The 25,131-nt window shown below is 70.7% G+C and carries 25 protein-coding genes; 10 read left to right on the forward strand and 15 right to left on the reverse strand.

The features are described from left to right. Positions 1 to 2: 2 nt before the first annotated feature. From cheD to K343_RS0103815, 3 genes are all read left to right on the forward strand, one after another. Positions 3 to 605: a chemoreceptor glutamine deamidase CheD gene (gene cheD, locus K343_RS0103805; RefSeq protein WP_028006920.1), complete on the forward strand. Its 603-nt coding sequence runs from the start codon at positions 3 to 5 to the stop codon at positions 603 to 605. Beyond that, a complete protein-coding gene (locus K343_RS0103810) occupies positions 605 to 1,627 on the forward strand; it encodes a protein-glutamate methylesterase/protein-glutamine glutaminase (protein ID WP_028006921.1) in 1,023 nt (340 codons plus the stop codon). The genes cheD and K343_RS0103810 overlap by 1 nt, the downstream gene beginning before the upstream one ends. A gap of 71 nt (positions 1,628 to 1,698) precedes the next feature. Then, positions 1,699 to 2,838, forward strand: coding sequence for a methyl-accepting chemotaxis protein (locus K343_RS0103815; protein ID WP_028006922.1), 1,140 nt, complete (start codon positions 1,699 to 1,701; stop codon positions 2,836 to 2,838). A gap of 816 nt (positions 2,839 to 3,654) precedes the next feature. On the opposite strand, the gene speD is transcribed toward K343_RS0103815, so the two are convergent. Together speD and K343_RS0103825 are read right to left on the reverse strand one after the other, a co-directional pair. Continuing rightward, positions 3,655 to 4,476, reverse strand: a complete 822-nt coding sequence (speD, locus tag K343_RS0103820; protein WP_051277919.1) for an adenosylmethionine decarboxylase — start codon at positions 4,474 to 4,476, stop codon at positions 3,655 to 3,657. 171 nt (positions 4,477 to 4,647) lie between these two features. Further along, positions 4,648 to 5,070 (reverse strand): OsmC family protein, encoded by a 423-nt coding sequence (locus tag K343_RS0103825; RefSeq protein WP_028006924.1) that lies wholly within the window; start codon positions 5,068 to 5,070, stop codon positions 4,648 to 4,650. A 91-nt stretch (positions 5,071 to 5,161) separates the two neighbouring features. Between K343_RS0103825 and K343_RS0103830 the strand changes: the two genes are divergently transcribed. After that, on the forward strand, positions 5,162 to 5,794 hold the full coding sequence (locus tag K343_RS0103830) for a cyclic nucleotide-binding domain-containing protein (protein WP_020651251.1): 633 nt from the start codon (positions 5,162 to 5,164) through the stop codon (positions 5,792 to 5,794). A gap of 99 nt (positions 5,795 to 5,893) precedes the next feature. Here the strand turns inward: K343_RS0103830 and trpC are convergent, their stop codons facing one another. The 3 genes from trpC to K343_RS0103845 are packed head-to-tail and all read right to left on the reverse strand — an operon-like array spanning position 5,894 to position 8,347. Further along, a complete protein-coding gene (gene trpC / locus K343_RS0103835; RefSeq protein ID WP_028006925.1) occupies positions 5,894 to 6,712 on the reverse strand; it encodes an indole-3-glycerol phosphate synthase TrpC in 819 nt (272 codons plus the stop codon). A 13-nt stretch (positions 6,713 to 6,725) separates the two neighbouring features. Then, entirely contained in the window at positions 6,726 to 7,766 is a 1,041-nt protein-coding gene (gene trpD, locus K343_RS0103840) for an anthranilate phosphoribosyltransferase (protein ID WP_028006926.1), read from the reverse strand. Further along, positions 7,763 to 8,347 (reverse strand): anthranilate synthase component II, encoded by a 585-nt coding sequence (locus K343_RS0103845; RefSeq protein WP_028006927.1) that lies wholly within the window; start codon positions 8,345 to 8,347, stop codon positions 7,763 to 7,765. Before K343_RS0103845 ends, trpD begins: the two co-directional genes overlap by 4 nt. Before the next feature lie 329 nt (positions 8,348 to 8,676). Here K343_RS0103845 and K343_RS0103850 point away from each other — a divergent pair, with 329 nt between their 5' ends. The 3 genes from K343_RS0103850 to K343_RS0103860 are packed head-to-tail and all read left to right on the forward strand — an operon-like array spanning position 8,677 to position 11,987. After that, on the forward strand, positions 8,677 to 11,073 hold the full coding sequence (locus K343_RS0103850; RefSeq protein ID WP_245585114.1) for a TonB-dependent receptor: 2,397 nt from the start codon (positions 8,677 to 8,679) through the stop codon (positions 11,071 to 11,073). A 48-nt stretch (positions 11,074 to 11,121) separates the two neighbouring features. Beyond that, on the forward strand, positions 11,122 to 11,541 hold the full coding sequence (locus tag K343_RS0103855; RefSeq protein ID WP_028006929.1) for a YeeE/YedE family protein: 420 nt from the start codon (positions 11,122 to 11,124) through the stop codon (positions 11,539 to 11,541). Then, a complete protein-coding gene (locus tag K343_RS0103860; protein WP_028006930.1) occupies positions 11,538 to 11,987 on the forward strand; it encodes a DUF6691 family protein in 450 nt (149 codons plus the stop codon). Before K343_RS0103855 ends, K343_RS0103860 begins: the two co-directional genes overlap by 4 nt. A gap of 7 nt (positions 11,988 to 11,994) precedes the next feature. Here K343_RS0103860 and K343_RS0103865 read toward each other — a convergent pair whose 3' ends face one another. The 8 genes from K343_RS0103865 to K343_RS23210 are packed head-to-tail and all read right to left on the reverse strand — an operon-like array spanning position 11,995 to position 19,940. After that, the gene (locus K343_RS0103865) at positions 11,995 to 13,404 is read right to left on the reverse strand and encodes an alginate export family protein (RefSeq protein WP_028006931.1); all 1,410 of its coding nucleotides are present in this window, start codon (positions 13,402 to 13,404) and stop codon (positions 11,995 to 11,997) included. Between the two features lie 34 nt (positions 13,405 to 13,438). Then, the gene (locus tag K343_RS0103870; RefSeq protein WP_028006932.1) at positions 13,439 to 14,359 is read right to left on the reverse strand and encodes a hypothetical protein; all 921 of its coding nucleotides are present in this window, start codon (positions 14,357 to 14,359) and stop codon (positions 13,439 to 13,441) included. A 22-nt stretch (positions 14,360 to 14,381) separates the two neighbouring features. After that, a complete protein-coding gene (locus K343_RS0103875; protein ID WP_028006933.1) occupies positions 14,382 to 16,007 on the reverse strand; it encodes an MFS transporter in 1,626 nt (541 codons plus the stop codon). Then, positions 16,004 to 16,438, reverse strand: coding sequence for a DoxX family protein (locus K343_RS0103880; RefSeq protein ID WP_051277967.1), 435 nt, complete (start codon positions 16,436 to 16,438; stop codon positions 16,004 to 16,006). Before K343_RS0103880 ends, K343_RS0103875 begins: the two co-directional genes overlap by 4 nt. Before the next feature lie 8 nt (positions 16,439 to 16,446). Further along, positions 16,447 to 18,336 carry an amidohydrolase gene (locus tag K343_RS0103885; RefSeq protein WP_028006935.1) on the reverse strand — a complete coding sequence of 630 codons (1,890 nt, stop codon included), beginning with the start codon at positions 18,334 to 18,336 and terminating at the stop codon, positions 16,447 to 16,449. Beyond that, positions 18,333 to 18,641, reverse strand: coding sequence for a XapX domain-containing protein (locus tag K343_RS20880; protein ID WP_043112109.1), 309 nt, complete (start codon positions 18,639 to 18,641; stop codon positions 18,333 to 18,335). The genes K343_RS0103885 and K343_RS20880 overlap by 4 nt, the downstream gene beginning before the upstream one ends. Positions 18,642 to 18,696: 55 nt before the next feature. Beyond that, positions 18,697 to 19,350: a hydrolase gene (locus K343_RS0103895; protein WP_043112110.1), complete on the reverse strand. Its 654-nt coding sequence runs from the start codon at positions 19,348 to 19,350 to the stop codon at positions 18,697 to 18,699. Next, on the reverse strand, positions 19,341 to 19,940 hold the full coding sequence (locus tag K343_RS23210) for a helix-turn-helix domain-containing protein (RefSeq protein WP_051277920.1): 600 nt from the start codon (positions 19,938 to 19,940) through the stop codon (positions 19,341 to 19,343). The genes K343_RS0103895 and K343_RS23210 overlap by 10 nt, the downstream gene beginning before the upstream one ends. 252 nt (positions 19,941 to 20,192) lie before the next feature. On the opposite strand from K343_RS23210, the gene K343_RS20890 reads away from it, so the two are divergent. Both K343_RS20890 and K343_RS0103910 read left to right on the forward strand, forming a co-directional pair. Then, complete coding sequence (locus K343_RS20890; protein ID WP_161628853.1) at positions 20,193 to 21,413, forward strand: ATP-binding protein; 1,221 nt, start codon at positions 20,193 to 20,195, stop codon at positions 21,411 to 21,413. Continuing rightward, complete coding sequence (locus tag K343_RS0103910; RefSeq protein ID WP_028006937.1) at positions 21,410 to 22,042, forward strand: response regulator transcription factor; 633 nt, start codon at positions 21,410 to 21,412, stop codon at positions 22,040 to 22,042. Before K343_RS20890 ends, K343_RS0103910 begins: the two co-directional genes overlap by 4 nt. 148 nt (positions 22,043 to 22,190) lie before the next feature. On the opposite strand, the gene K343_RS0103915 is transcribed toward K343_RS0103910, so the two are convergent. Then, positions 22,191 to 22,826, reverse strand: coding sequence for a TetR/AcrR family transcriptional regulator (locus K343_RS0103915; protein ID WP_028006938.1), 636 nt, complete (start codon positions 22,824 to 22,826; stop codon positions 22,191 to 22,193). Between the two features lie 217 nt (positions 22,827 to 23,043). On the opposite strand from K343_RS0103915, the gene K343_RS20895 reads away from it, so the two are divergent. Next, the gene (locus K343_RS20895) at positions 23,044 to 24,222 is read left to right on the forward strand and encodes a lipid A deacylase LpxR family protein (RefSeq protein ID WP_051277922.1); all 1,179 of its coding nucleotides are present in this window, start codon (positions 23,044 to 23,046) and stop codon (positions 24,220 to 24,222) included. Between the two features lie 105 nt (positions 24,223 to 24,327). Here the strand turns inward: K343_RS20895 and K343_RS0103925 are convergent, their stop codons facing one another. After that, on the reverse strand, positions 24,328 to 24,987 hold the full coding sequence (locus K343_RS0103925; RefSeq protein ID WP_028006939.1) for a TetR/AcrR family transcriptional regulator: 660 nt from the start codon (positions 24,985 to 24,987) through the stop codon (positions 24,328 to 24,330). Positions 24,988 to 25,131: the final 144 nt, after the last annotated feature.

Raw genomic sequence — 25,131 nt, forward strand, 5'->3', positions numbered from 1 at the left:
CCATGAACGCACGGAAGAAAGGCCTCGCGGCAGCCACCGACGGCGGCTATTACGACCCGCGCTTCGGCGTGCAGGCGCAGAAGGTGCTGCCCGGCGACTACGCCGTCGCCGGTGACGGCCGCATGCTGGTGACGCTGCTCGGTTCCTGCGTCGCCGCCTGCCTGCACGATCCGCTGGCCCGGGTCGGCGGCATGAACCACTTCCTGCTGCCGGGCGGCGAGGGCGCCGCCGGCGAATCGGCGCGCTACGGCAGCTATGCGATGGAAGTGCTGATCAACGAACTGCTCAAGCGCGGCGCGACGCGCGCGCGCCTGCAGGCCAAGGTGTTCGGCGGCGGCGCCGTGCTGCCGAGCCTGACGGTCGGCAACGTCGGCGAGCGCAACGCGCGCTTCGTGCTCGACTACCTGGCGGCCGAGCGCATCGCGGTGCTGGCGCAGGATCTCGGCGACATCGTGCCGCGCCGCGTCCACTACTTCCCGGCGACCGGCCGCGCGTTCATCAAGCGCCTGCCGGCCGCGCAGCGCGCGGCGGTCGCGGCCGACGAGCACCGCTATCTGCATCGCCTCACGTCCGGACCGGCCCAGGGCTCGGTGGAGCTGTTCTGATGAAGACGCGTGTCCTGATCGTCGACGACTCGGCGCTGGTGCGCAGCCTGATGACCGAAATCCTGTCGGCCGACCCGCAGATCGAGGTGCTCGGCAGCGCCAGCGATCCTTACGTGGCGCGCGACAAGATCAAGCAGCTCAGGCCGGACGTGCTGACGCTCGACGTCGAGATGCCGCGCATGGACGGCCTGACCTTCCTCGACAACCTCATGCGCCTGCATCCGATGCCGGTGCTGATGGTGTCGTCGCTGACCGAGGCCGGCGCCGAGGTGACGCTGCAGGCGCTGGAACTCGGCGCCGTCGACTTCGTCACCAAACCGAAGCTCGACGTGCGTGCCGGGCTGTCGGCCTACGCCGACGAACTGCGCGAAAAGGTGCGCAGCCTCGGCCGCGCGCGTCCGCGCGGCGGCGGCCGCACCGTACAGCCGCCGCTGCGCCGGCCGTTTCGCACCACCGAGCGCATCATCGCGATCGGCGCCTCGACCGGCGGCACCGAGGCGATCCGCGCCGTGCTCGAGCGCATGCCGGCCGACGCGCCGGCGATCGTCGTCACCCAGCACATTCCGGCCGCGTTCAGCGCGCCGTTCGCGGCGCGCCTCGACCGCGCCAGCGCGATGTCGGTGCGCGAGGCCGCCGACGGCGAACCGGTGCTGCCGGGCCACGCCTATGTCGCGCCCGGCGACCGTCACCTGCTGATCGAACGCAACGGCGCGCGCTATGTCTGCCGGCTGTCCGACGCGCCGCCGGAGAACCGGCACCGGCCGAGCGTCGACGCCATGTTCAACGCGCTGGCGCGGCATGCCGGCGCCAATGTCGTCGCCGCGCTGCTGACCGGCATGGGCGACGACGGCGCGCGCGGCCTGCTGGCGCTGCGCGAGGCCGGCGCGCGCACGCTGGCGCAGGACGAGGCGTCGAGCGTGGTCTGGGGCATGCCCGGCGCCGCCTACAAGCTCGGCGCCGCCGAGCGCCTGCTGCCGCTCGACGCGATCGCCGCTCAGCTGCTCCACGATGCCGCCGGGTGAGCGGCGCTCAAGCGCCGCAGCACGCTGCCGATAAAGCCCACAGCTTCCTCATCTTTTTTCAGGAGTACCCGATGCGTTCCTTGCCGTGGAAGCCGCTGGCGATCCCCGCCGTGCTGACCGTCCTGCACATCGCCACGCTGCTGCTGGCGCCCGGCGACGTCGCGGTCTGGCTCAGCGGTCTGGTCGCGGCCCTGGCCTGGGGTTCGCTGGCGCTGCTGCAGACGCAGCGCGCACAGCGCCAGGAACGCGAGATCGCGCGGCTGGCGCTGCAGAGCGAGCAGCGTTCGCGCGCGATCACCGAGCTGCGCGGCGGCCTGCTGCAGGAGGCGCTGGCGACCGGCCAGGAAGTCGAGCGCGTGCGCGGGCTGATCAACGACGCGGTGCGCCAGCTCGGCGCCGCGTTCGCCGACATGGATCGCCAGGCGCGCATCCAGGAGCACGCGGTCGCCGGCATCCTCGCGCAGAACGGCAGCGCCGGCGCCGGGCTCGACGTGCGGCGCTTCGCCGAGGCGGCCGTCGAACTGATGCGCGGCCTCGCCGAATCGCTGGCCTCGGTCAGCCAGCAGAGCGTGGCGACAGTCCGCCAGATCGACGACATGGTCAAGCACCTCGACGCGATCTTCGAGCTGCTCGGCGACGTCAAGACCATCGCCGACCAGACCAATCTGCTGGCGCTCAATGCCGCGATCGAGGCGGCGCGCGCCGGCGAGGCCGGGCGCGGTTTCGCGGTCGTCGCCGAGGAAGTCCGCTCGCTGTCGGAGCGCTCGACCAGCTTCAACGAGCAGATCCGCAAGCTGGTGTCGGTGTCCAAGGAGGCGATCGCCAAGGTGCGTGACACGGTCGGCGACATGGCGACGCGCGACAGCAGCCTCAGCGACGGCGCGCAGGACGAGGTGCGCCAGCTGCTGACGCAGGTCGAGCTGGTCAACGACGGTCTGACGCAGAGCCTGCGCACGGTCGCCGATGCACGCTCGCAGATCAGCGAAGCGGTCGGCCGCGCGGTGCGCTGCCTGCAGTTCGAGGACATCTCGACGCAGGCCCTGAGCGTCGCCCACGAGCATGCCCGGCGCGTCGAGGCGATCGGCACCGAGCTCGACGGCGAGCGCGGCGCGAACCCGCACGAGGCGGCGGGGAAGGCGGACTGGCGCGCGCCGGCGCACAAGCCGGTGGCGCAGGTGTCGATGCAGGCGGGGACGGTCGATCTGTTCTAGGCGGGCAGGGCGGCTGTCCTTATTTCGCGCGCGGTTTTTGTAGCTGGCTTTGCTTTCGCGCTGACGCGCGCCCTACTTCTCTTTGCTTGTGCAAAGAGAAGTAGGCAAGAGAAACACACCCCTGGCTTACGCGCCCCTGCTTCGCAGGGGTTCCCTGCGATGCTCGCCGGCCCGGCCGGCGCTGAAACTCGCGGTGCTGCGCACCGCTCAAACAGTCAGCGCCGGACAGCCCCGGACCGGCTGCGCTTCTCGGCGCTGCGCAAAGGGGACCCAAAAGAAAACAGCAAAGCCTCCTCGCCGCCACACTCTGCCGTTGCCGTTGACGTTCGGGTCCCCTTGGGCCGCACCGAGCAGCGCAGCGCGCGCAGGGAATGGCCGGCCAGGACGGCCGGCCAAGTCGCCGCCGCGGCAGGGACGCCGCGTCGGCGACGGTCCCGAGCACGTGAGCAGCGCAGGGCACTTCGCGCAGCGAAGTGCGGCCCCAGGGGTGTGCTTTCTTTTGCTTACTTTTCTTTGCACAAGCAAAGAAAAGTGAGGCGCGCCTCAGCGCGAAATCTAAGGCTCGATCAAGCGCCCCTCGAGGCAGAACAAAGAACGAACCGCCGCTGCGCCATCGCCAGCCACATGAGGGCACAGCAACGAAAGGGCCGCAGAAGCAGGGCGCCGACAGGCGAAATCAAAAGGCCCGATCAAGCGCCCGGCGAGGCAAGGCAGTGAGCGATCCGTGGCTGCGTCACCGCCAGCCGCATGCGGGCCGCCGCGACGAAAAAGGGCCGCATCGCTGCGGCCCTTTCGTGGACGGCGTGTTGCCCGCTTTTAGCGCGAGATGTTCATGCCGTAGAAGATTTCGCTGATCTCGTGATTGACGTTCTCGCGGATCTTCTTGGCTTCGCGCGGCGGCAGCTCGGAGGCGCCTTCGCCGAACAGATAGGTGTCGAGGTCGAGTTCCTTCAGGCGCATCTTCGTGTGGAAGATGAATTCCTGATAGACGTTGACGTCGATCATCTGGTAGCGGTTCTTGATGTCCGCCGACAGGAAGTCCTGGATCGACTCCACCGAGTGGTCGATGAAGTGCTTCATGCCGCGCACGTTGCGCGTGAAGCCGCGCACGCGGTAGTCCATCACCACGATGTCCGACTCGAAGGACTTGATCAGATAGTTCAGGGCCTTCAGCGGCGAGATCTTGCCGCAGGTCGACACGTCGATGTCGGCGCGGAACGTCGAGATGCCGTTGTCCGGGTGCGTCTCCGGATAGGTGTGCACCGTGATGTGCGACTTGTCGAGGTGGGCGACGACCGAATCCTTGTCGACCTTTTCCTTCTTCTTGCCCGGCGTCGGCAGGCCGTCGAGGTGGCCTTCCGAGATCAGCATCGTCACCGACGCGCCCTGCGGATCGTAATCCTGGCGGGCGACGTTGAGGATGTTGGCGCCGATGATGCGCGCGACCTCGGTGAGGATCGCGGTCAGGCGCTCGGCGTTGTAGGCCTCATCGATGTACTCGATGTATTCCTGCTGATGCTGCTTGGTGCGCGCGTAGCAGATGTCGTAGATGTTGAACGACAGCGACTTCGTCAGGTTGTTGAAGCCCAGCAGCTTCAGCTTCGGATTGTCGGTCCGTTTCGGCTTGGCCTTGGCCAATTCAGTACTCCCGGGTAACCACACACTGCGCAAACGCCGAACGCGCCTCCGGAAGCGGTTCCGGCGGCGCGGCCCATTTTTGAGGGGGCGGATTATGCGCCAAAACGGTAACCGTTGCGTGACGCGGCGGCGACCGTCCGATGACCGGCCGGAGCCGCCCCGGACACCCGCTCAGGCGCTCTCGCGGATCTCGTAGCTGTGGCTGATCGCCACCCCGCCGCGGCCGAGCATGATCGACGCCGAGCAGTACTTTTCGGCCGACAGCTCGACGGCGCGCTTGACGTGATTTTCGGCGAGGTTCTTGCCGACCACGACGAAGTGCATGCGGATCGCGGTGAATACCTTCGGCTCGGTTTCGGCGCGGTCGGCCTCGAGTTCGACCCAGCAGTCGTCGACCGCCTGGCGCGATTTCTTGAGGATCAGCGTCACGTCGACCGCCGAGCAGGCGCCGACGCCCATCAGTACCAGTTCCATCGGCCGCGGGCCGAGGTTGCGGCCGCCGATTTCAGGCGGGCCGTCGACGACGAGCGCGTGGCCGCTGCCGCTTTCCGCGACGAAGGCGGCGTTCTCGGTCCATTTGACGCGTGCTTTCAAGGGCTTTTCTCCACATTGATCGGTGCAACATTGTGTTATTTTCGCCGCAATCAAGCATTCGGCAAACGTTTCAGGGAGCGAGTCGATGTCCATGCTGGTCAAGCCGGTCGTCCAAGCTTTTGTGCAGCAGGCGCACAAGCGCAGCTTCGCGCCCAAGCACACGCTCATCCATGCCGGTGATTCACCGCAGTCGCTGTACCTGATCCTCGAAGGTTCGGTCAGCATCCTGCTCGAAGACGAGAACGGCCGCGAGATCGTGCTGGCCTATCTCGGCCCCGGCGATTTCTTCGGCGAGCTGTGCCTGTTCCCGGAGCAGCAGGCGCGCACCGCGATCGTCCGCACGCGCACGCCGACCCTGGCCTGCGAGCTGAGCTATCAGGCCTTCCTGACGTTCTACCGGCAGAACCCGGACATCATGTTCGAGATCGCCGGCCAGCTCGCCAGCCGCCTGCGCGACACCACGCGGCGTCTCGCCGACCTGGCGTTCCTCGATGTCGCCGGCCGCATGGCGCGCATCCTGCTCGACCTGTCGAAGAAGCGCGAGGCGCAGGCCAATCCGCGCGGCACGCTGATCCGCACCAGCCGCCAGGAGCTGGCGCGGCTGGTCGGCTGCTCGCGCGAAATGGCCGGCCGCGTGCTGAAGAAGCTCGAAGAGGACGGCATGGTCGCGACGCAGGGCCGCAGCATTCTGATTCTCGGCGTCTACAAACCGGCTGCCGCCTGAGGCGCGCCGCGCCGCGGGGCTTCCTCGATCGCAAGCGCGCGGGCCGGACCCGCGCCAGACGCCGCCGCAGCGGCGCGCACCTGACGGTGAGCGTCGCGCTCAGGCCAGCAGCGCGCGCAGCGCCGCCGCCGGGCTGGCCTGGCGCATCAGCGACTCGCCGATCAGGAAGTGGTGCACGCCGTGCGCGCGCATGCGGGCGACGTCGGCCTTGGTTCCGATGCCGCTTTCGGTGACGACCGGCACGCCGGCCGGTACGCGCGGCAGCAGGTCCAGCGTCGTTTCCAGGCGGGTCTCGAAGGTGCGCAGGCTGCGGTTGTTGACGCCGAGCAGCCAGCCGTCGCCGAGCCCGGCGCCGAGCACGGCATCGAGTTCGGCGCCGTCGTGGACCTCGACCAGCACGTCGAGCCGCCAGCGGCGCGCTTCTTCGTAGAGCGCCTTCAGCCGCGCCGGCGCCAGCGCTGCGGCGATCAGCAGCACGGCGTCGGCGCCGATCGCGCGGGCCTCGATCACCTGCATCTCGTCGATCAGGAAATCCTTGCGGATCGCCGGCAGCGCGCAGGCGGCGCGCGCCTGCACGAGAAAGGCGTTGTGGCCCTGGAAGAACTTCTCGTCGGTCAGCACCGACAGGCAGGCGGCGCCGCCGGCGACGTACTCGCGGGCGATCCAGGCCGGATCGAAGTCCTCGCGGATCAGGCCCTTGCTCGGCGAAGCGCGCTTGACCTCGGCGATCACGCCGGCGCCGCCGGCCGCGACCTTGGCGGCCAGCGCGGCGATGAAGCCGCGCGGCGCGTCGGCGTCGCGCGCCAGCGCTTCGAGCGTCGCGCGCGAGTAGCGCTGCTTGAGCAGTGCGATCTCGTCGCGCTTGCGGGCGAGGATCGTGCCGAGGATGTCCGTCGGAGCGGTTTGCGGGGCGGCCATGGGTAGGGGGCGGTCAGGCGGCGGCCTTGAGGCGCTGCGTGGTGGCGATGAACTGGTCGAGGCGCGCGCGCGCCGAGCCGTCGGCGAGCGCCAGACGGGCGAGTGCGATGCCGCCCTCGATCGAATCGGCACGGCGCGCCGCGTAGATCGCCGCGCCGGCGTTGAAGGTGACGATGTCGCGGGCGATGCCCGGCCGGTCGTCGAGCGCCTCCAGCACGCGGGCCTTCGATTCCTCGGCATCGGCGACGCGCAGGTTCTGGCTGCCGGCCATCGCGAAGCCGAAGTCTTCCGGATGGATCTCGTACTCGCGCAGCGTGCCGTCGCGCAGTTCGCCGACCAGCGTCGCGCCGCCGAGCGTGATCTCGTCCATGTTGTCCTTGCCCCAGACCACCAGCGCGTTCTGCGCGCCGAGGCGCTGCAGCACGCGGATCTGGATGCCGACGAGGTCGGCGTGGAACACACCCATCAGGATGTTCGGTGCGCCGGCCGGATTGGTCAGCGGGCCGAGGATGTTGAAGATCGTGCGCACGCCCATTTCCTTGCGCACCGGGGCGACGGCCTTCATCGCCGGGTGGTGGTTGGGCGCGAACATGAAGCCGATGCCGCATGCGGCGATGCAGGCGGCGACCTGCTCCGGGGCGAGGTCGATCACCGCGCCGAGCGCTTCGAGCACGTCGGCGCTGCCGGACTTGGACGACACGCTGCGGTTGCCGTGCTTGGCGATGCGGCAGCCGGCGGCGGCGGCGACGAACATCGAGGCCGTCGAGATGTTGAAGCTGTGCGCGCCGTCGCCGCCGGTGCCGACGATGTCGATGAAATGCGCGTAGGCCGGCGTCTCGACCTTGCGCGCGAACTCGCGCATGACCTGCGCGGCGGCGGCGATCTCGCCGACCGTCTCTTTCTTGACGCGCAGGCCGGTGAGGATCGCCGCGGTCATCACCGGCGAGACTTCGCCGCGCATGATCTGCCGCATCAGGCCGACCATTTCGTCGTGGAAGATCTCGCGGTGTTCGATCGTGCGCTGCAGCGCCTGCTGCGGGCTCAGCGTGCTCATCGGTAAAGCTCCAGGAAGTTCTTCAGCAGCTGGTGGCCGTGCTCGGTCAGGATCGATTCCGGATGGAACTGCACGCCCTCGATCGGCAGCGTCCTGTGGCGCAGGCCCATGATCTCGTCCTGCGTGCCGTCCGGGTATTGCGTCCAGGCGGTGATCTCGAAGCAGTCCGGCAGTGTTTCCCGCTCGACCACCAGCGAGTGGTAGCGCGTCGCCTGGTACGGCGACGGCAGGCCGTGGAAGACGCCGTGGTCGTTGTGATGGATCGCGCTGGTCTTGCCGTGCATCACCTCGCGGGCGCGCTTGACGACGCCGCCGAAGGCCTGGCCGATCGACTGATGGCCGAGGCAGACGCCGAGGATCGGGAAGCGGCCCTGCAGGCGCTCGATCAGCTCCAGGCAGATGCCGGCCTCGTTCGGCGTGCACGGTCCCGGCGACAGGATGATGTGGCTGGGGTGTTTGGCGGCGACCGCGTCGACCGTGATCTGGTCGTTGCGGTGGACCTCGACCTCGGCGCCGAGTTCGCCGAAATACTGGACGAGGTTGTAGGTGAACGAATCGTAGTTGTCGATCATCAGGATCATGGCGTCGTGCCTCTTTGCAGTTTGAAACGGCGGGGCCGGGAACCGGCCGCGGGCCCGGCGCTCAGGCGCGGGGCGGGGGTGCTGCTGCCATTTCAGCGACGCCAGCGATTCATGATGTCTCGACCGTTCCCGGTGCACGAAAGGCCGCCATTGTAGCCGGCCGCGCCGGCGCCGACACGCGCGCCGTCCGCTTCGCCCCGCCGGTTTTGGAATAAGGACAGGGCCAGATGTTCTTTCCGTCGCCGGGGGGCGATTCCTTACAGTCCGCGCCATTTTCCGCGCGGCGCGGCGCGCCGCTGCGGGTATCGACAAGACATCAGGGGTTGCGCATGGTTCGGGGATCGGTCCGTGGTCGGGGCGTCGTGCTGTTGCTGTCGTGGGGCTGGGCATCGGCCTGGGCGCAGGATGTGGCGCCGGCCGACGCGCCCGAAACGCTGCCAACGATCGCGCTGCCGGCCGAGGCGCCGCCGCCGCTGCCGCCCGCCGGGGCTGAGCCGGCCGACGCTGCGCTCGGCGAGGTGATCGTCACCGCGCGCAAGCGCGCCGAGCGCCTGCAGGACGTGCCGGTCTCGGTGCAGGCGTTCTCGGCCGAGCAGCTCGACGCGCGCGGCATCCAGGACGTCCGCGACCTGAGCCTCGCAGTGCCGGGTCTGACCGTCACCGATCTGGGCGGCTACAACCTGATCTACCTGCGCGGCATCGGCACCGACATCTTCATTCCGTCGGCCGAGCCGAGCGTCGCCACCTACATCGACGGCGTCTATTTCCCGTCCGGGCACAGCCTGGCGCAGTCGTTCGGCGCGATCGAGCGCGTCGAAGTGCTCAAGGGACCGCAGGGCACGCTGTTCGGCCGCAATTCGACCGGCGGCGCGGTGTCGATCTGGAGCAAGAATCCCGGGCCGCAGGCCGAGACCTCGATCCAGGCCAGCTATGCGCCGCGCTTCGACGACAGCCGCACGCGCGTCTACACCAACGTGCCGCTGGCCTCGAATCTCGCCGCCAGCCTGTCGGCTTACTACCACCATGCCGACAACATCTACACGCTCGACAACGGCAGCGGCGATCAGCTGCCGGCCGAGATCGGCAAGGGCGCGCGCCTGAAGGTCGGCATCGACTTCAGCGACGAAGTGTCGCTGCAGCTCGCCGGCTTCGCCGCGCAGCAGCGCGGCACCAGCACGACGGCGTCGGCGAACGTGCGGCCGTCGGCGCTGCTCGGTGCGACCCTGCCGGCGGAGACGCGCGACTACGTCGTCACCGCCAACTCGGAGCCGAGTCTGACGACCGATTCGCGCGCCGCCTACGCGATCCTCAACTGGAACCATCCGGGCGTCGACACCAAGCTGCTCGGCAGCTACTACCGGGTGCGCGCCTACGATTACGTCTACGACTTCGACGACACGCGCCAGCCGATCGCCACCTACGGCGCCGACGACGAATACCAGCGCTTCGTGACCAGCGAGCTCCAGTTCACGTCCAACGCCGACAGCTGGGGTGCGGACTGGCTGAAATGGGTCGGCGGCCTGTACTACCTGAACAGCGAGGGCGGCTACGATCCGGGCTATCTGCGCCTGCTCGATTCCGTGCAGCTGCCCGGTCTCGTGTCGCGGCTGCCGCCGATCATCCGCAATCCGCTCAACACCTTGATCGACCGGCTCGGGCTGCCGCAGTCGCTGACGTTCTACTTCACCGGCCTGCTCGAGACCGAGTCGTACTCGGCCTACCTGCAGAGCACGGCGAGCGTCACCGACTGGTTCGACATCACGCTCGGCGGCCGCTGGCAGCGCGAGCGGCGGCGCCTCGCGCAGTCCGACGTCGACATCGGCGCGCACGATGCGCTGCTCCACTATTCGTTCTTGCCCGAAGAAACCAGCGCCACCAATTTCTCGCCGAAGGTTTCGCTCGACTTGCGGCCGCTGCCGGATCTGCTGGCGTACGCCTCGTTCCAGCAGGGTTTCAAGAGCGGCACGTACAACATCATCAACATCTTCGTGCAGCCCGAGTACGTGAAGCCGGAGAAGGTCACGGCCTACGAGCTGGGCGTGAAGAGCGAGTGGTTCGACCGTACGCTGCGCGTCAACGCCGCCGTGTTCCAGAACGATATTCGCGATCTGCAGACCGGCTTCATGTCGTTCACCTCGGGCGGGGCGATCAACCTCGAGAACGCCGGCAAGGCGCGCATCCGCGGCTTCGAGCTGGAGACCGTCTGGCGGCCCTTGCCGAAACTCGATCCGGGCCTGCAGATCGGCGGCAACGCCAGCTGGCTCGATGCCAAGTACCTCAGCTACGACAACGCCCGCGGCTTCTGCGTGCGCGGCGACCCGCACAGCCCGACCAGCTGCAACGTGCTGCCGGACGGCATCGCCTACGGCAACGGCGACTTTTCCGGCAACCAGATCGTGCGCACGCCGAAGTTCAGCGGCACGCTGAGCCTGAGCCAGGGCTTCGAGGTGCCGGGCGGGCGCTTCGAGATCGCCGGCGACTGGTACTACAACTCGGGCTACTACTATCTGGCGCAGAACACGCCGGAGACCTTCGAGAATGCCTACGACGTCGTCAACGCGCGCATCAGCTACCTGTATCGCCGCTACGGCCTGCTGGTCACGGTATTCGGCGACAACCTCGGCGACGAGCGCTACGACCTCGCGCAGTTCCATACCGACTTCGGCCGCCAGGACTCGCTGGCGCCGCCGCGGACCTGGGGCCTGCGCCTCAATCTGGATTTCTGAGCGCGCTGCCCCGACCATACGCGCGCTCGACACCACCGGGAGGGACCGATGTCCCAGGAATCTTTGTTTCACGCCCTGCTCGGCGGCGCGCTGATCGGCGCCGCCGCCAGCCTGCTGCTGCTCGGCAGCGGGCGCATCGCCGGCATCAGCGGCATGTTCGGCAATCTGCTGACCGGCCGCGCCACGCCGGTCGCGCTGCTGTTCCTCGCCGGTCTGCTCGCCGCGCCGTGGCTGGCCGGCGCGCTCGGCGCCTGGTCGCGGCCGGATTTTCTCGCCGCGCCGGCCTGGCCGAAGCTGCTGCTCGCCGGCCTGCTGGTCGGCGTCGGCACGCAGCTCGGTTCCGGCTGCACCAGCGGCCACGGCGTCTGCGGACTCGCCAACCGCTCGCCGCGCAGCCTGACCGCGACCGCGGTGTTCATGGGCGTCGCGGCGCTGGTCGTCGCCTTCGGTTTCGGAGGCCTGGCATGAAGCTCGCCGCGCTGCTGTCCGGTTTGCTGTTCGGCGTCGGCCTGCTGATTTCCGGCATGGCCGACCCGCACAAGGTGCTGGCCTTCCTCGACGTCACCGGCGCCTGGGACCCGTCGCTGGCCTTCGTGATGGGCGCCGCGCTGCTGACGGCGATGCCGGCCTTCGTCTATGCGCGCCGCCGCGGCCGCACGCTGCTCGGCGACGCGCCGATCGAACTGCCGGCGCGCGCGCCGATCACGCCGCAACTGGTCGGCGGCGCCGCGCTGTTCGGGCTCGGCTGGGGCCTGTCCGGCCTGTGCCCGGGGCCGGCGCTGATCTCGGCCAGCGGCGGCAGCCTGGGCGCGATCGTGTTCGTCGCGGCGATGGGCGCCGGCATGTGGCTGGCGTTCCAGTGGTCGCGCCGGCGCTCGGACGCGGCGCTCGCCGACGCGCCGCTGCGCGGCTGAGCGCGCCTCACCAGGCCAGACCGAGCTCCAGCCCGAGATAGTCGCTGTCGTGCGCGCCGGCGGCGCGCAGGCTCGCGCCGGCCGCGTAGTGCACGTATTCCAGCGCGAGGCTGGCGTGCGCGTTGACGCGCCAGTCGGCGCGCAGCTGGCTGTAGCTGCCGGTCCAGCGATGGCCGCGGCCGGCGGTGCCGGCGACCGGCAGATCCGGTTGCAGGTAGACCGCGTCGGCGCGCGTCTGCCGCCATTGCAATCCCCAGGCCGCGGCCAGCGTCAGGCCGGCGGCCGGGCTCAGGCTCAGCGAGGGGCGCAGGTGCAGCAGGTTCACGTAGCCGGTATAGCCGGCGAGCGTGAAGTAGCTGCCGTTCGGGAACAGCGGATTGAAGGTTTCGAGGCGGCCGTCGCCGGCGCGGCGGTCGCCCGACGCCGCTTCGCCCTGCAGGCCCAGCCGCGGCGTCCACGGCAGCGCGCCGAAACGCCAGCCGCCGCGCGCGCCCAGCGCCCAGGCGCGCACGTCGGCGGCGCCGACGCGGCCGCGCTGGCCCATCGCTTCGAGATCCCAGTCGAGACGGTCGGAGGCCTGCGGCAGCGTGCCGGCAAAGCGCAGGTCGACGATGTCGCGATGCTCGTCGCCGGCGGCGTCGCCGTAGCGCGCATCGTCCTGGCCGTAGCGCGAGTAGTACGCGGACAGCTCGTTGTCGCCGAGCACCTGGCGCTCGGCACGCAGCGTGTGGAACACGAGATGGCCGTTGGAACGGTCGTCGAAGTCGCGCCCGTCGCGGTACTGCACCGGCCGGCTGACGAAGCCGATCAGCCGCCAGCGGCCGCGCTCGAAGTTGAGCCAGGCGGCGTCGAAGGACTGGCGCACGTTGGGGCCGTTGCGCAGCGAGACGAAGCGCTGCAGGTCGAACGCGAAATCCTGGCGGCCGACGCGCGCGTTCAGCACGCCGCCGGCCAGCGGCTGCCGGTAGGCGAGAAAGGCGAGGCGCAGATCGAGGCGGTTGGCGTCGGCCGGTCCGACCTCGTCCTTGCCGTAGGCGCGCACGTCCTCGAGCTGCGCGAACGCGCGCCAGCGCTCGACGCGCAGGTCGGCATGCAGCTGCGCGCGCTGCAGCAGGTAGCGGTCGGCGTCGCGCTCGCCGCTGCCGAGCCGCGGCGCGTCGCTGGCCTCGTAGCGCTCGCGCAGGTTGGCGCCGAACGAGACGAAGCGTCGCGCGTCGCCGCCGGGCAGCGCGACGTACTTGAGGGCGTCGAAGGCTTCGTCGCGCAAGGCCGGATCGGCGAGCGGCGACCAGTCCTCCTGCCAGCGATTGCTCAGCGGTACCGGCCGCGGCGCGGGGCCGTCATCGGCGAGCGCCGGTGCCGCCAGCCCGGCGCAGCCCAGGCCGAGCAGCGCGGCGGCGATGCGCAGCGGCGTCATCGCGCAGCCTCGCCGGCGCTGCGGCGCGACGACTTCAGCCGCGCGCCGCGGCGGGCGCGGCGGCGGGCACGGCGTGGATCTCGGCGATGTAGCCGCCGGGGAAGCGCACGATCGCGCTCTGCCGGGTCGCCGCGCGGTACGGGCCGGCGAGCAGCGCGGCGCCGCTGGCCTGCGCGCGGCTCAGCGTCGCGGCGAGATCGTCGACGGCGTAGCCGGTCAGCTCATGGCCGTACGGATACGGCAGATGGCCGTCGCTGACCAGCACCAGCATCCGGCCGAAATCCGATTCGAGCGCGATGCGGCGGAAGGTCTCGCCCGTGCGGCCGATCTCGCCGGCGTCGGCGCGGGCCTCGTCACCGAGCACGCGGCCGCCGGAGAAGCGCAGGAAGGCGCGCACGAAGGCGTCGGCGCGATCGGCCGGCACGTAGACGCGGTTCTCCGGCACCGAGGCGAGCGGCGCGTAATGCGGCGCCTCGAAGTGCCAGTACAGCTGCATCCGCACGCCGCCCGGCCACTCGATCACGGCGTCGACGCCGATCGGGTCCTTGAACGGTTCGACGACGATCGAGGCGCCGGCCGCGCGCGCGGCGCGGATCGCCGCGTCCATGTCGCGCACCAGATAGCCGCTGCGTTCGGAGCCGAACGGCTGCGGGATCGGCGTCGTGAAGGCGAAGGTCGACAGCGTGCCGGCCGGCGTCCACACGTACTGCAGCTCGGCACTGCTCGGCGTCGGCGTGATCGTCGCAGTGACGCGCTTCGACGGCTGGCCGCCGAAGGTCGCGGTGAAGCTGTCGACGAAGGCGTCGAAGTCGGCCGGCGCGACGTAGACATGCGTGGTGTCGTACTGCGGGCCGACGGCGATCGGCGCCGCTTTGGGCGCGGCGAACACGGGTGCGGCGGTGAGGCCGAGCGCGAGCAGGGCGGGGCGGGCGGCGCGGCGCAGGAACGGCGGCATGGCGGTCTCCGGGATGGCGGGATCAGGAACGGGGCTCGAGTCCGGCCGCGGGCTCCGGCGGGCCGGGCTGGCGCGGATCGAGCGCGATGAAGTGGCGCACGACCGGCGGCGCGGTACCGACGTGGAAGCGGGTCGCCTCGCGCTGCAGGTCGGCGTCGGCGTGCGAGACGCGGCGGTGCTGGCGCAGATGCTCGGCCCAGGATTCGACGAGAAACCACTCGACGACGCGCTCGGGCTCGGCAGTGTCCTCGTGCACGCCCCACAGGTAGGCGCCGTCGCGGCGGCGGCCGCGCGACAGCGTCGACAGCACGCGCAGGAAGGCGGCGCGGTCGCCGGCGCGGATGCGGTACTCGATCTGCACCATCACCGGGCCGCGGTCGCGCTCGACCGGCGCGGCGAGCTGCGGCTCCGGCCAGTGGTGCGCGGCCTGCAGATCGGCGTCGCCGCCCGGCAGGCGCACGCGCTGCAGCAGCAGCGCGACGATGACCAGCCCGGCGGCCGCCGCGAGCAGCGTCGCCGGCACGCCGATCTGCTGCGCGACCAGGCCCCAGATCAGGCTGCCGGCGGCCATCGCGCCATTGAAGACGGTGAGGTACACGGCGAGCCCGCGGCCGCGCACCCAGTTCGGCAGCACGCCCTGGGCGACGCCGTTGAGCGTGGTCAGCGCGATGATCCAGCCGACGCCGAGCGCGAGCAGCAGGACGATCGCCAGCGGCTTCGGCGGCGCCAGCGCGAGCAGGCCCATCACCGCGGCGGCGATCAGCGACGCGCACAGCACCGCGCCGTCGTTGCCGAGCCGCTCGCGCAGCGACGGCAGCAGCAGTGCGCCGCCGATCGCGCCGGCGCCGACGGCGCCGAGCAGCACGCCGTAGAAGCCGGCCGAGCCGCCGAGCATCTGGCGCGCCACCAGCGGCAGCAGCGCCCAGATCGCGCTGGCGAACAGGAAGAACACCGCGGCGCGCAGCAGCACCACATGCAGCTCGGCGCTGGCGCGCACGTAGCGCAGGCCGGCGCGGAACGCACCGATGAACTGCTCCGGCAGTTCGTCGCCGGCGTCGGCCTGGCGTCGCCACCACAGCAGCGCGGCGATCACGAAGGCGTAGCTGAGCACGTCGGCGCCGTAGGTGACGGCGGCGCCGAACGCGGCGAGCAGCGCGCCGCCGACCGCCGGGCCGATCGCGCGGGCGATGTTGAAGCCCAGCGAGTTGAGCGCGACCGCCGCCTTCAGATCGCTGCGCGGCACCAGCTCCGGCACGATCGCCTGCCAGGTCGGCGACATCAGCGCCGCGCCGACGCCGCCGACGAAGGTCAGGCCGATCAGCGCGGCGACGCTGAGCTGGCCGCTGGCGGTGAGCGCGAGCAGGGCGGCGCTGACGGCGGCGAGCACCAGCTGCACGAAGATCAGGAAGCGGCGGCGGTCGAGGATGTCCGACAGCACGCCGGCCGGGATCGCCAGCAGGAACACCGGCAGCGTCGCCGCGGTCTGGATCAGCGCCACCGCGGTCGGATTCGCCGACAGCTCGGTGACCATCCACGAGCTGGCGACGTCGCGCATGAACGTGCCGGTGTTGCCGAGCACGGTGGCCGCCCACAGCACGGCGAACACCGGCTGGCGCAGCGGCGCGAAACTGCCGCCGGGCGCGCTCATCGCCGCGGCTCCGCGCGCGCCAGCTCGTGCCAGGCGACGAGCACGAAGGCGCCGGCCAGGCCCAGATGCTCGAAGAAGGCATTGGCGAGCGCTGCGCGCGCCGCCGGCGCCGCGTCCCACCAGCGGTTGGCGACGACGCTCGCCGCCAGCGTGAAGCCGGCGAGCAGCAGCGCGCCGAGCCAGCGGCCGCGGCCGGACAGGATCGCCAGCGCCGCGCCGAGTTCGAGAACGATGACCAGCGCCGCCAGCGGCGCCGCCGGCGCCAGGCCGAAATGCCGCATCTCGGCGACAGCGCCGCCGAAGTCGAAGGCCTTGACCAGACCGCCCTGAAGGTAGGCGGCGCACAGCGCGAGCAGCGCCAGTCCGCGCACCGCCGGCGGGGCCAGCGCGCGCGCGGCGAGCGGGCGGAGGATCTGCGCTGCGCGCGGCATCGCGTTCATCAGATCGCCCAGCAGTTGCAGCCGAGCACGCCCCAGAAATCCTTGAAGTCGGCCACCGGTACGCGGCTCGCCCAGGCGCGCGCGTGGTCGTGGCCGTGCACGCCGCACTGCTGCGCGCAGCCGCAGGCGGCCGCCATCGGCGGCGCCGGCGCGCGGCGCTCGGCGGCGCTGGCGGCCCAGGCCGCGTAGCCGCCGTAGGCGCGCACCGGCGACCAGTCCGGCATCGGCGGCGGCACGTCGCTGTCGTCCTCGCCGGCGAATTCGCCGGCGGCGTAGACGACCTTGCCGCCGACCAGCGTCAGCAGCGCGCTCGTGTCGGCGATCTCGCTTTCGGCGCAGGCGTAGAAGTCGCGGTCGGGCACGACCAGATCGGCGAGCTGGCCGGCCTCGATGCGGCCCTTCTTGCCGTCCTCGTTGCTGAACCAGGTGACGTTCTCGGTCCACATGCGCAGCGCGGTCTCGCGGTCGAGGCAGTTCTGGCGCGGATAGATCTGCAGGCCGCCGACGGTGCGCCCGCTGATCAGCCAGCTCAGCGACACCCAGGGGTTGTACGAGGCGACGCGCGTCGCGTCGGTGCCGGCCGAGACCTTGATGCCGGCGCGCAGCATGCGCGAAACCGGCGGCGTATTGGCCGCCGCGCCGGGGCCGTAGCGCTCGACGAAGTACTCGCCCTGGTAGGCCATGCGGTGCTGCACGGCGACGCCGCCGCCGAGCGCGGCGATGCGCTCGATCGACGCATCCGAGATCGTCTCGGCGTGATCGAAGAACCAGTTCAGGCCGGCCAGCGGGATGTCCTGGTTGACGCGCTCGAAGACGTCGAGCGCACGGCTGATGGTCTCGTCGTAGGTCGCGTGCAGGCGCCACGGCCAGCGGTTCTGGGCGAGGATGCGCACCACGCTTTCGAGCTCGCCTTCCATCTCCGGCGCCAGGTCGGGGCGCGGCTGGCGGAAGTCCTCGAAGTCGGCGGCCGAGAACACCAGCATCTCGCCGGCGCCGTTGTGGCGGAAGTAATCGTCGCCCTGCTGGTAGCGCACCGACTGCGTCCAGCGCAGGAAGTCTTCCTTCTCCTGCTGCGGCTTCTGCGTGAACAGGTTGTAGGCGAGGCGGATCGTCAGCTGGCCGTCGCGGGCGAGGCGCTCGATGACCGCGTAGTCCTCGGGGTAGTTCTGGAAGCCGCCGCCGGCGTCGATCGCGCCGGTGAGGCCGAGCCGGTTCAGCTCGCGCATGAAGTGGCGCGTCGAGTTGAGCTGATACTCGAACGGCAGCTTCGGGCCGCGGGCGAGCGTCGCATAGAGAATGCCGGCGTTCGGCCGCGCGAGCAGCAGGCCGGTCGGGTTGCCGTTGGCATCGCGCGTGATCTCGCCGCCCGGCGGCTGCGGCGTGTCGCGCGTGTAGCCGACCGCGCGCAGCGCGGCGGCGTTGAGCAGCGCGCGGTCGTACAGGTGCAGGATGAAGACCGGCGTGTCCGGCGCGACGGCGTTGAGCTCTTCGATCGTCGGCAGGCGCTTCTCGGCGAACTGGTGCTCGGTGAAGCCGCCGACCACGCGCACCCATTGCGGCGCCGGCGTGATCGCGACCTGCGCCTTGAGCATCGCCATCGCGTCGGCGAGCGAGCGCACGCCGTCCCAGCGCAGCTCCAGGTTGAAGTTCAGACCGCCGCGGATGATGTGCAGATGGTTGTCGATCAGGCCCGGCAGCACGCGGCGGCCGCGCAGGTCGATCATCCGCGTCATCGCTCCGGCCAGCGGCACGATGTCCTCGTCGCGGCCGACCTGCACGAAGCGGCCGTCCTTGATCGCGACCGCGCTGGCGGTCGGGTTGCGGCGGTCGAGCGTGACGAACAGGCCGTGGTGCAGGATCAGGTCGGGATGTGCGCGGGCGGGGCTCATGTCGGGTTTCCGGTGGGGTCGTCGGTGGTGCGGCCGTTCGAACCGCTGCAGTTCGAACCGCTGCAGTTCGAACCTTGGGGCAGCTCGCCGAACATGTGCGGCCGCACCTGCTGCGAGAGCCACGAGACCTGTGCGGGTTCGCGCGAGAACAGCTGGCGCAGATACGGCGGAATCTGCTCGCCGACCAGGATGCCGAGCAGGCCGACGAGGGCGATGATCGGCGGCGCCGGCGAACGCACGTGCAGCAGGCCGTAGATCGCGCCGATCAGCAGGCCGGCGGCAGCGGAAATCAGGTAAGGCTTCATCGCGTTCTCCGCGGGGCTCGGGGCGGCGGCGCGCGGCGCGCGCCGCCGGTTCGCATCAGCCTTCGTGCGCGTTGAACATGCTCTTCGCGTAGATGATGCCGAGGCCGTAGGCGCCGCCGAACTTCCTGGCGATGCCGGTCGTCAGCTCGTAGGTGTCGGTACGCGCCCAGTCGCGCTGCAGTTCGAGCAGGTACTGCAGCGAGCTCATCGGCTGCACGCCGGCCTGGATCATCCGCTCCATCGCGCGGTTGTGCGCCTCGGCGGAGACGTCGCCGCAGGCGTCGGCGATCACGTAGACCTCGTAGCCCTGATCGAGCGCCGACAGCGTCGGGCCGACGATGCAGACCGAGGTCCACAGGCCGGCGAACACCAGGCGCTTCTTGCCGATGCGGTTGACTTCCCGGATGACGGCGGCGTCTTCCCAGGTGTTCATCGAGGTGCGGTCGAGCAGCGCCTGGCCGGGGAATGGCTCGGTGACTTCGTCGAACATCGGTCCCGAGAAGCTCTTCTCGGCGACCGTGGTGAGGATCGTCGGGACCTTGAACCCGGCGGCGGCGTGCGCGACCAGCGCGGCGTTGGTGCGCAGCGTGATGGCGTCGATCGAGTGCGTCGCGAACGACATCTGCGACTGGAAGTCGATCATCAGCAGCGCGTGGTCGGTCGGCGACAGCAGCTTCGATCCGGGCGTGGGCGTGGCGTTCAGGGACATGGCGTTTCTCGGGACGGACAGACGGCAGGGTGGGATGCGACGACGCTCCGGCGTGCCGGAGCCGCGGCGGCGCGATGACTTGCACTGAGGCTAGGGGCTTGCACCGCGGCGCGACTTGTATGCGCGTGCGCGATGGTGAGGCTCGCCGCTTCGCGCGCGCCGGCGCTCAGGTAGGCGCGCGGCGTCAGGCCGGTGGTGCGGCGGAACACGCGCGTGAAATGGCTCTGGTCGCAGAACGCGAGCGTGGCGGCGATCTCGCAGATGCTCAGTTGTCCGGCGCGCAGCAGTTCGATCGCGCGGGCGACGCGCAGTGCCTGCATGCAGGCCATCGGCGTCATGCCGGTGCTGGCGTGGAACAGCCGCGCGAAATGCGCGCGGCTGACGCAGGCGGCGGCGGCCAGCGCATTGAGGCCGAAGCGCTCGCCGAGGTGGGCCTGCATGAAAGCGATCGCGCGTTGCAGCGCGCGCGGGCTGAGGCCCGGCCGCGGCCGCGGCGGTTCCGCGCGTGCAAACGCGTACGGGCCCAGGCCGCTGGCGTGCATCGAGCGCGCGGCATACAGCGAGCTGGCTTGTGACAGCAGTTCGTTCATCTGGGCTCCCCGGGTCGTGTCGTCCGTCGGGCGCGGAGCGGGATGCTCCTATGCGCCGGGACGAGGGCATGCTGAAATCCCGGGCGCGATCCGCCCACCCCGGAAAGAGCAGGCGCCGGCTCCCCCGATCGGGGGATCGCGGCGCCGCAAGGGCGACGGGTGGCGCATGAACGAACAGCGGACTTCCTCTTTCGGGGGATGCGGCGCTGCCGGCGCGGACCACACTGCGCGCTCGATCGGCCGGGGGATGCGATGCAGGCAGGTAACGGGAGGTACGCGCGTTCGGCGTGGCAGCTGGGTTGCGCGGTGCTGCTGCTGGCCGTCCTGCCGCACGCCGGCGCCGCAGCGGACGACGGGCCGCGGCCGGCGTTCGTCGCCCGTGCGGCGCCGCACCTGCTCGGGCTCGATGCCGACGGCGTGCGGCATCCTGCGCGCGACGGCCTGGTCCTGCCGCGCAGCGTGCATCGCCTGCGCATCGACTACGCCGCCGACGGCGATCCGCAGACCTTCCGCTACCGGCTCGAAGGGCTGGAGCGTGACTGGCAGGACGCCGGGTCGCGAACGGAAGCCTTCTACACCGACCTGCCGCCCGGCGCGTATCGCTTTGTCGTCGCCGGCGCCCGCGACGGCGGCGCGGCACTGCGTTTTTCGGTCGCGCCGGCGTTCACCCAGACCTGGTGGTTCCGCGCGCTGTGCGGGCTGCTCGCGTTCGTGCTGCTGTGGCTGCTGTATCTGTTGCGCCTGCGGCAGATGACCCTGCGCCTGCGGGTGCGTCTCGAGGAGCGCTACGGCGAGCGCGAGCGTATCGCGCGCGAACTGCACGACACGCTGCTGCAGGGCATCCAGGGCCTGCTGCTGCGTTTCCAGGCGGTCGCCGAACGCATCGCCGACGCGGACACGCGCCGCATGCTGGAGACGACGCTCGATCGCGCCGAGGCGGTGCTCGTCGAGGGCCGCGACCGTGTGCGCGAGCTGCGCGATCTGGCGCGGCCGATCGAACGGCTCGACGAGGCCTTCGTCGAAGTCGGCCGCGAGTTCAAGGACAAGCCCTGTCCGCAGCTGCGCGTGATGGCGCTGCTCAAGCCGCGGCGGCTCAATCCGCTGGTGCGCGACGAGCTCTATCGCATCGGTCGCGAGGCGATCATCAACGCCATCCAGCACGCGCGCGCGCACCACATCGATGTCGAAATCGAATATGGTCGCGAAGAGTTCGCGCTGCGCGTGCGCGATGACGGCGTCGGCCTGCCGGCCGAGGTGCTCGCCGCCGGCGCGCGCGCCGGCCACTGGGGGCTGCCGGGCATGCGCGAACGGGCGGCGCGCCTCGGTGCGCGCTTCGAACTGTGGAGCCAGCCGGGCCTCGGCGTCGCGATCGACGTGCGTGTGCCGGCCGACGTGGTGTACTGCGACGGCATTGCCGCTTCGCGCGTGCGCAAGCTGCTGGGCAAGGCCGTCGCCGAGGATGTGATGCCATGAACGAGCCACGGGCGGCGATTCGCGTGCTGATCGTCGACGACCATCCGCTGCTGCGCGAGGGCATCGCCGCGGTACTGGCGGGGCAGGCCGACATGGATCTGGTCGGCGAGGCGGTCGACGGCCAGGATGCCGTCGAGCAGTTCCGCCGTCACCAGCCGGACGTGACGCTGATGGACCTGCAGATGCCGCGGCTCGGCGGCACCGCGGCGATCACGCAGATCCGCAGCGAGTATCCGTCGGCGCGCATCGTCGTGCTGACCACCTACAAGGGCGACGCGCAGGCGATGCGCGCGCTGAAGGCCGGCGCGTCCGGCTATCTGTTGAAAAGCATGTTGCGCCGTGAGCTGGTCGAGACCATTCGCGACGTCCACGCCGGCCGGCGGCGCATGCCGCCGGAAATCGCCGCGGGCATCGCCGAGCACGCCGCCGACGATGCGCTCAGCGCGCGCGAGGTCGAGGTGCTGCGCTGCGTCGCGCTCGGCAACGCCAACCGCGAGGTCGCCGCGCAGCTCGGCATCGCCGAGGAAACGGTGAAGGCGCACATGAAGAGCGTGCTCGCCAAGCTGTCGGCCAAGGACCGCACGCATGCGGTGACGATCGCGCTGCGGCGCGGCTTCATCGAAATGTAGCCGGCGCCGGTCCGGACGCCGTCGGGGATTGTGCCGGCCGCCGGCTCTCGCGAACGGCGCGCTGCGCCGGCGGCGGCGTCGCGCTGCGACCGCGAACCGAGTCGGCGGCGGGCGGCGATCGCCGCGCCGGGGCAGGGACGCCCGCCGTTCAGCCGCGGCGCGCGGCGCGCGGCGGCGCCAGCTGGGCGTCGAGCAGCGCGCGGGCGCCGGCGAGCGCGTTGCAGAGCGGGGCGGTCTCGCAATCGCTGAACGTCAGCCGGGTCGCGGCGCTGCCTTCGAGCAGCAGCATCAGCGCGTCGCCGAGCGCGTCGGCGTCACGAGCCCCGGCGGCGGCGGCGAGTTCGCGCAGACGGCGGCGCTTCTCCATCTTGTGTTCGTGGATGACGGCGTGGCCGGGATGCGCGTCGTCGCGCAGCTCGACCGCGGCATTGCTGATCGCGCAGCCGCAGCGCTCGACGTCGCGCGCCTTGCGGGCGCTGGCGTCGAAGATCGCTTCGATCTGCGCACGCGGATTGCCGGCGTGCGGCGCGATGACCTCGTCCCACCAGGTCCAGTACTCGCCTTCCTGCGCGCGCAGGCATTGCGCGACGAGCTCGTCCTTCGACGAAAAGCTGCGGTAGAAGCTCATCTTGTTGGTGCCGGCGCCGGAGGTGATGTCGTCGACGCCGACGGCGCGGATGCCCTGGCGGTAGAACAGCTCGCGCGCCGTCTTGAAGATGCGGTCGCGCACGCGCGTGCCGCCTTCCGGCGTCTGGCGGTCCGTTGTCCGCTTGTCGTGGCTCATGGCGGCGATACCTCCGGCAAATGCCTGTTCATGCCAGCCCGTTGACTTCGTTGTTACCGATCGGTAACTTTATATCACAATGTTACTGACCGGTCACCCACTGTAAAGTTCCGCCGATCGGTCCGGGCGTCAAGACGCGGAGGCGGCGGCTCGCCCGCGGCCTGGCGTCGCACCGGACCGCGGAACGGGTCTTCCGGAAAGTCGGGAGATCGAAGTCATGGCGTGGCAGACGGGGCAGACGAAAAAGGAAGAAGCGCGGGCAGTATCGGCGCGCGCCGCGGCGCGGCGCCTGATCCGGATGGCGGGGATCGTCGCGGCGCTGGTGCTCGGCGGCGGGCCGGCCGCCGCGACGGCGGGCGGGGCGGCCGAGGTTCTGCGCGAGCCGCTGCCGGGCGTGGTCCTCGACGAAAGCGGCCGCGAGCGCGAAGACAGCGGCTGGACCTTCTACTTCGACAACGACACGCTGACGCCCACGCAGCGCGACGAGGACTACACGGGCGGCGTCGCCGTGACGCTCGCCGGCCGGCGGGCGCAGGACCTGGCGGTGTCGCTCGACGCGCCGCTCGGCTGGATCGACCGCCTGTTCGTGCCGACCGCCGGCGCGGCGTTCGAACTGCACAGCCTCCAGTTCGGCGCGCTGGCGTTCACGCCGGGCAGCATCACCTCGGCGCCGATCCGCGCCGGCGACCGCCCTTACGCGAGCCTCGCCTACGTCGCCAACGGGCGCAGCTACGTCAGCGGCGGCACGACGGTCTACCACACGAGCTTCTCGCTGGGCGTGCTCGGCTCCGGCTTGGTGCCGGCGTTCCAGCGCACGTTCCACCGCGCGATCGGCGCGCGCCGGCCGCGCGGCTGGAACCACCAGATCGCCGACGGCGGCGAGCCGACGTTCCGCTACACGTTGACGCGGCAGGATCTGCGCCTCGCCGGCCGCTCGGGGAGCCGCGCGCGCTACGAGATCAAGAGCGCCGTCGCCGGCAGCGTCGGCTATCTGAGCGAGGGCAGCGTGGCGCTGTCGTGGCGCTGGGGCCGCATCAATACGCCGTGGTGGGCGGGGCCGCCGGATCGCGTCGAGTACATCGCCGAGCCGGCGCCGGCGACCGGCGGCAGCGTGCTGGATCCGGGTTCACGCGAGCTGTACCTGTGGGGCGGCGTCAAGGCGCACGCGCGTCTCTACAACGCATTCCTGCAGGGCCAGTTCCGCGACAGCGATCTCGACTACGGCCCCGCCGATCTGCGGCCGCTGATCGCCGAAGCCTGGATCGGCGTCACCGCGCAACTCGCCGGCGAATACCGCCTGTCGTGGGTGATGCGCTACCAGAGCTCGGAGTTGAAGACCGAACCCGGCGACCGCTCGCTGCTGTGGGGCGGGCTGGTGCTCTCGCACGATCTCTGAAGGTGCGGGCGGCATCGCGATCGGCGGGCATGAAAAAAGCCGGCCGCGTGAGCGGCCGGCTTTCGTCGTCTTGACGGGATTGGCGCGGGTCCGGCGCGAAGCGTCTCAGGCGGCGCCTTTGGCGGCGCGCTTCTTCGCCGGCGCCGGCAGGTAGGCATCGAGCAGCGTGCGCGCCGCGACCAGCGAATTGGCCAGCGGCCCGCTGTGCCCGGCGAAGGTCAGGCGGGTGACCGTGCTGCCTTCGAGCAGCAGCATCAGCGCGTCGCCGAGCGCATCGGATTCGCGTGCGCCGGCTTCGGCGGCGAGCTGGCGCAGGCGGCGGCGGACCTCGGCCTTGTAGTCGCGGATCACCTCATGGCCCGGGTGTTCCGCCTCGCGCAGCTCGACGGCGGCGTTGCTCAGCGGGCAGCCGCAGGCGTCCTCGCCGCAGGACTTGGCGATCGTCGATTCGAAGATCGCTTCGATCTGGCGGCGCGGGTTGCCGGCATAGGGGGCGATCGACGCGTTCCAGCGCTCCCAGTACTCGGCGACCTGCGCCTTCAGGCACTCGGCGACCAGATCGTCCTTGGACGGGAAGCTGCGGTAGAAGCTCATCTTGTTGGTGCCGGCGCCGCAGGCGATGGCATCGACGCCGACGGCGCGGATGCCCTGGCGGTAGAACAGCTCGCGCGCGGTCTTGAAGATGCGGTCGCGGACGCGGCCTCCGCCGCCGCATTCCGGCGCCGCTGCAGGCACCGGCGACGACCGCGATTTGCCTTCACTCATAAACGTTTACCTCGACCACGACGAAACCTCTTGACAGCGAATGTTACTGACCGGTAACTTACGCTCCAACGTTACTGACCGGTAACGCACGCAGCTTCCCCCGATTCGACACGGACGTCAACCGGACGGACGGGGTGCTGGCAT

Source organism: Solimonas flava DSM 18980, from assembly GCF_000426685.1.
In the GTDB taxonomy this organism is placed as follows: Bacteria; Pseudomonadota; Gammaproteobacteria; order Nevskiales; family Nevskiaceae; genus Solimonas; species Solimonas flava.

What these genes read in the sequence shown, in the direction of transcription:
- K343_RS20890 (WP_161628853.1), top strand. Translation starts at nt 20,193, where the DNA reads ATGCAGGCAGGTAACGGGAGGTACGCGCGTTCGGCGTGGCAGCTGGGT.
- K343_RS0103915 (WP_028006938.1), bottom strand. Translation starts at nt 22,826, where the DNA reads ATGAGCCACGACAAGCGGACAACGGACCGCCAGACGCCGGAAGGCGGC.
- trpD (WP_028006926.1), bottom strand. Translation starts at nt 7,766, where the DNA reads ATGAGCACGCTGAGCCCGCAGCAGGCGCTGCAGCGCACGATCGAACAC.
- K343_RS20895 (WP_051277922.1), top strand. Translation starts at nt 23,044, where the DNA reads ATGGCGTGGCAGACGGGGCAGACGAAAAAGGAAGAAGCGCGGGCAGTA.
- K343_RS23210 (WP_051277920.1), bottom strand. Translation starts at nt 19,940, where the DNA reads ATGAACGAACTGCTGTCACAAGCCAGCTCGCTGTATGCCGCGCGCTCG.
- K343_RS0103885 (WP_028006935.1), bottom strand. Translation starts at nt 18,336, where the DNA reads ATGAGCCCCGCCCGCGCACATCCCGACCTGATCCTGCACCACGGCCTG.
- K343_RS0103865 (WP_028006931.1), bottom strand. Translation starts at nt 13,404, where the DNA reads ATGACGCCGCTGCGCATCGCCGCCGCGCTGCTCGGCCTGGGCTGCGCC.
- K343_RS0103875 (WP_028006933.1), bottom strand. Translation starts at nt 16,007, where the DNA reads ATGAGCGCGCCCGGCGGCAGTTTCGCGCCGCTGCGCCAGCCGGTGTTC.
- K343_RS0103830 (WP_020651251.1), top strand. Translation starts at nt 5,162, where the DNA reads ATGCTGGTCAAGCCGGTCGTCCAAGCTTTTGTGCAGCAGGCGCACAAG.
- K343_RS0103845 (WP_028006927.1), bottom strand. Translation starts at nt 8,347, where the DNA reads ATGATCCTGATGATCGACAACTACGATTCGTTCACCTACAACCTCGTC.
- K343_RS0103910 (WP_028006937.1), top strand. Translation starts at nt 21,410, where the DNA reads ATGAACGAGCCACGGGCGGCGATTCGCGTGCTGATCGTCGACGACCAT.
- K343_RS0103880 (WP_051277967.1), bottom strand. Translation starts at nt 16,438, where the DNA reads ATGCCGCGCGCAGCGCAGATCCTCCGCCCGCTCGCCGCGCGCGCGCTG.
- trpC (WP_028006925.1), bottom strand. Translation starts at nt 6,712, where the DNA reads ATGGCCGCCCCGCAAACCGCTCCGACGGACATCCTCGGCACGATCCTC.
- K343_RS20880 (WP_043112109.1), bottom strand. Translation starts at nt 18,641, where the DNA reads ATGAAGCCTTACCTGATTTCCGCTGCCGCCGGCCTGCTGATCGGCGCG.
- K343_RS0103925 (WP_028006939.1), bottom strand. Translation starts at nt 24,987, where the DNA reads ATGAGTGAAGGCAAATCGCGGTCGTCGCCGGTGCCTGCAGCGGCGCCG.
- K343_RS0103860 (WP_028006930.1), top strand. Translation starts at nt 11,538, where the DNA reads ATGAAGCTCGCCGCGCTGCTGTCCGGTTTGCTGTTCGGCGTCGGCCTG.
- cheD (WP_028006920.1), top strand. Translation starts at nt 3, where the DNA reads ATGAACGCACGGAAGAAAGGCCTCGCGGCAGCCACCGACGGCGGCTAT.
- K343_RS0103870 (WP_028006932.1), bottom strand. Translation starts at nt 14,359, where the DNA reads ATGCCGCCGTTCCTGCGCCGCGCCGCCCGCCCCGCCCTGCTCGCGCTC.
- K343_RS0103850 (WP_245585114.1), top strand. Translation starts at nt 8,677, where the DNA reads ATGGTTCGGGGATCGGTCCGTGGTCGGGGCGTCGTGCTGTTGCTGTCG.
- K343_RS0103810 (WP_028006921.1), top strand. Translation starts at nt 605, where the DNA reads ATGAAGACGCGTGTCCTGATCGTCGACGACTCGGCGCTGGTGCGCAGC.
- K343_RS0103855 (WP_028006929.1), top strand. Translation starts at nt 11,122, where the DNA reads ATGTCCCAGGAATCTTTGTTTCACGCCCTGCTCGGCGGCGCGCTGATC.
- K343_RS0103895 (WP_043112110.1), bottom strand. Translation starts at nt 19,350, where the DNA reads ATGTCCCTGAACGCCACGCCCACGCCCGGATCGAAGCTGCTGTCGCCG.
- K343_RS0103815 (WP_028006922.1), top strand. Translation starts at nt 1,699, where the DNA reads ATGCGTTCCTTGCCGTGGAAGCCGCTGGCGATCCCCGCCGTGCTGACC.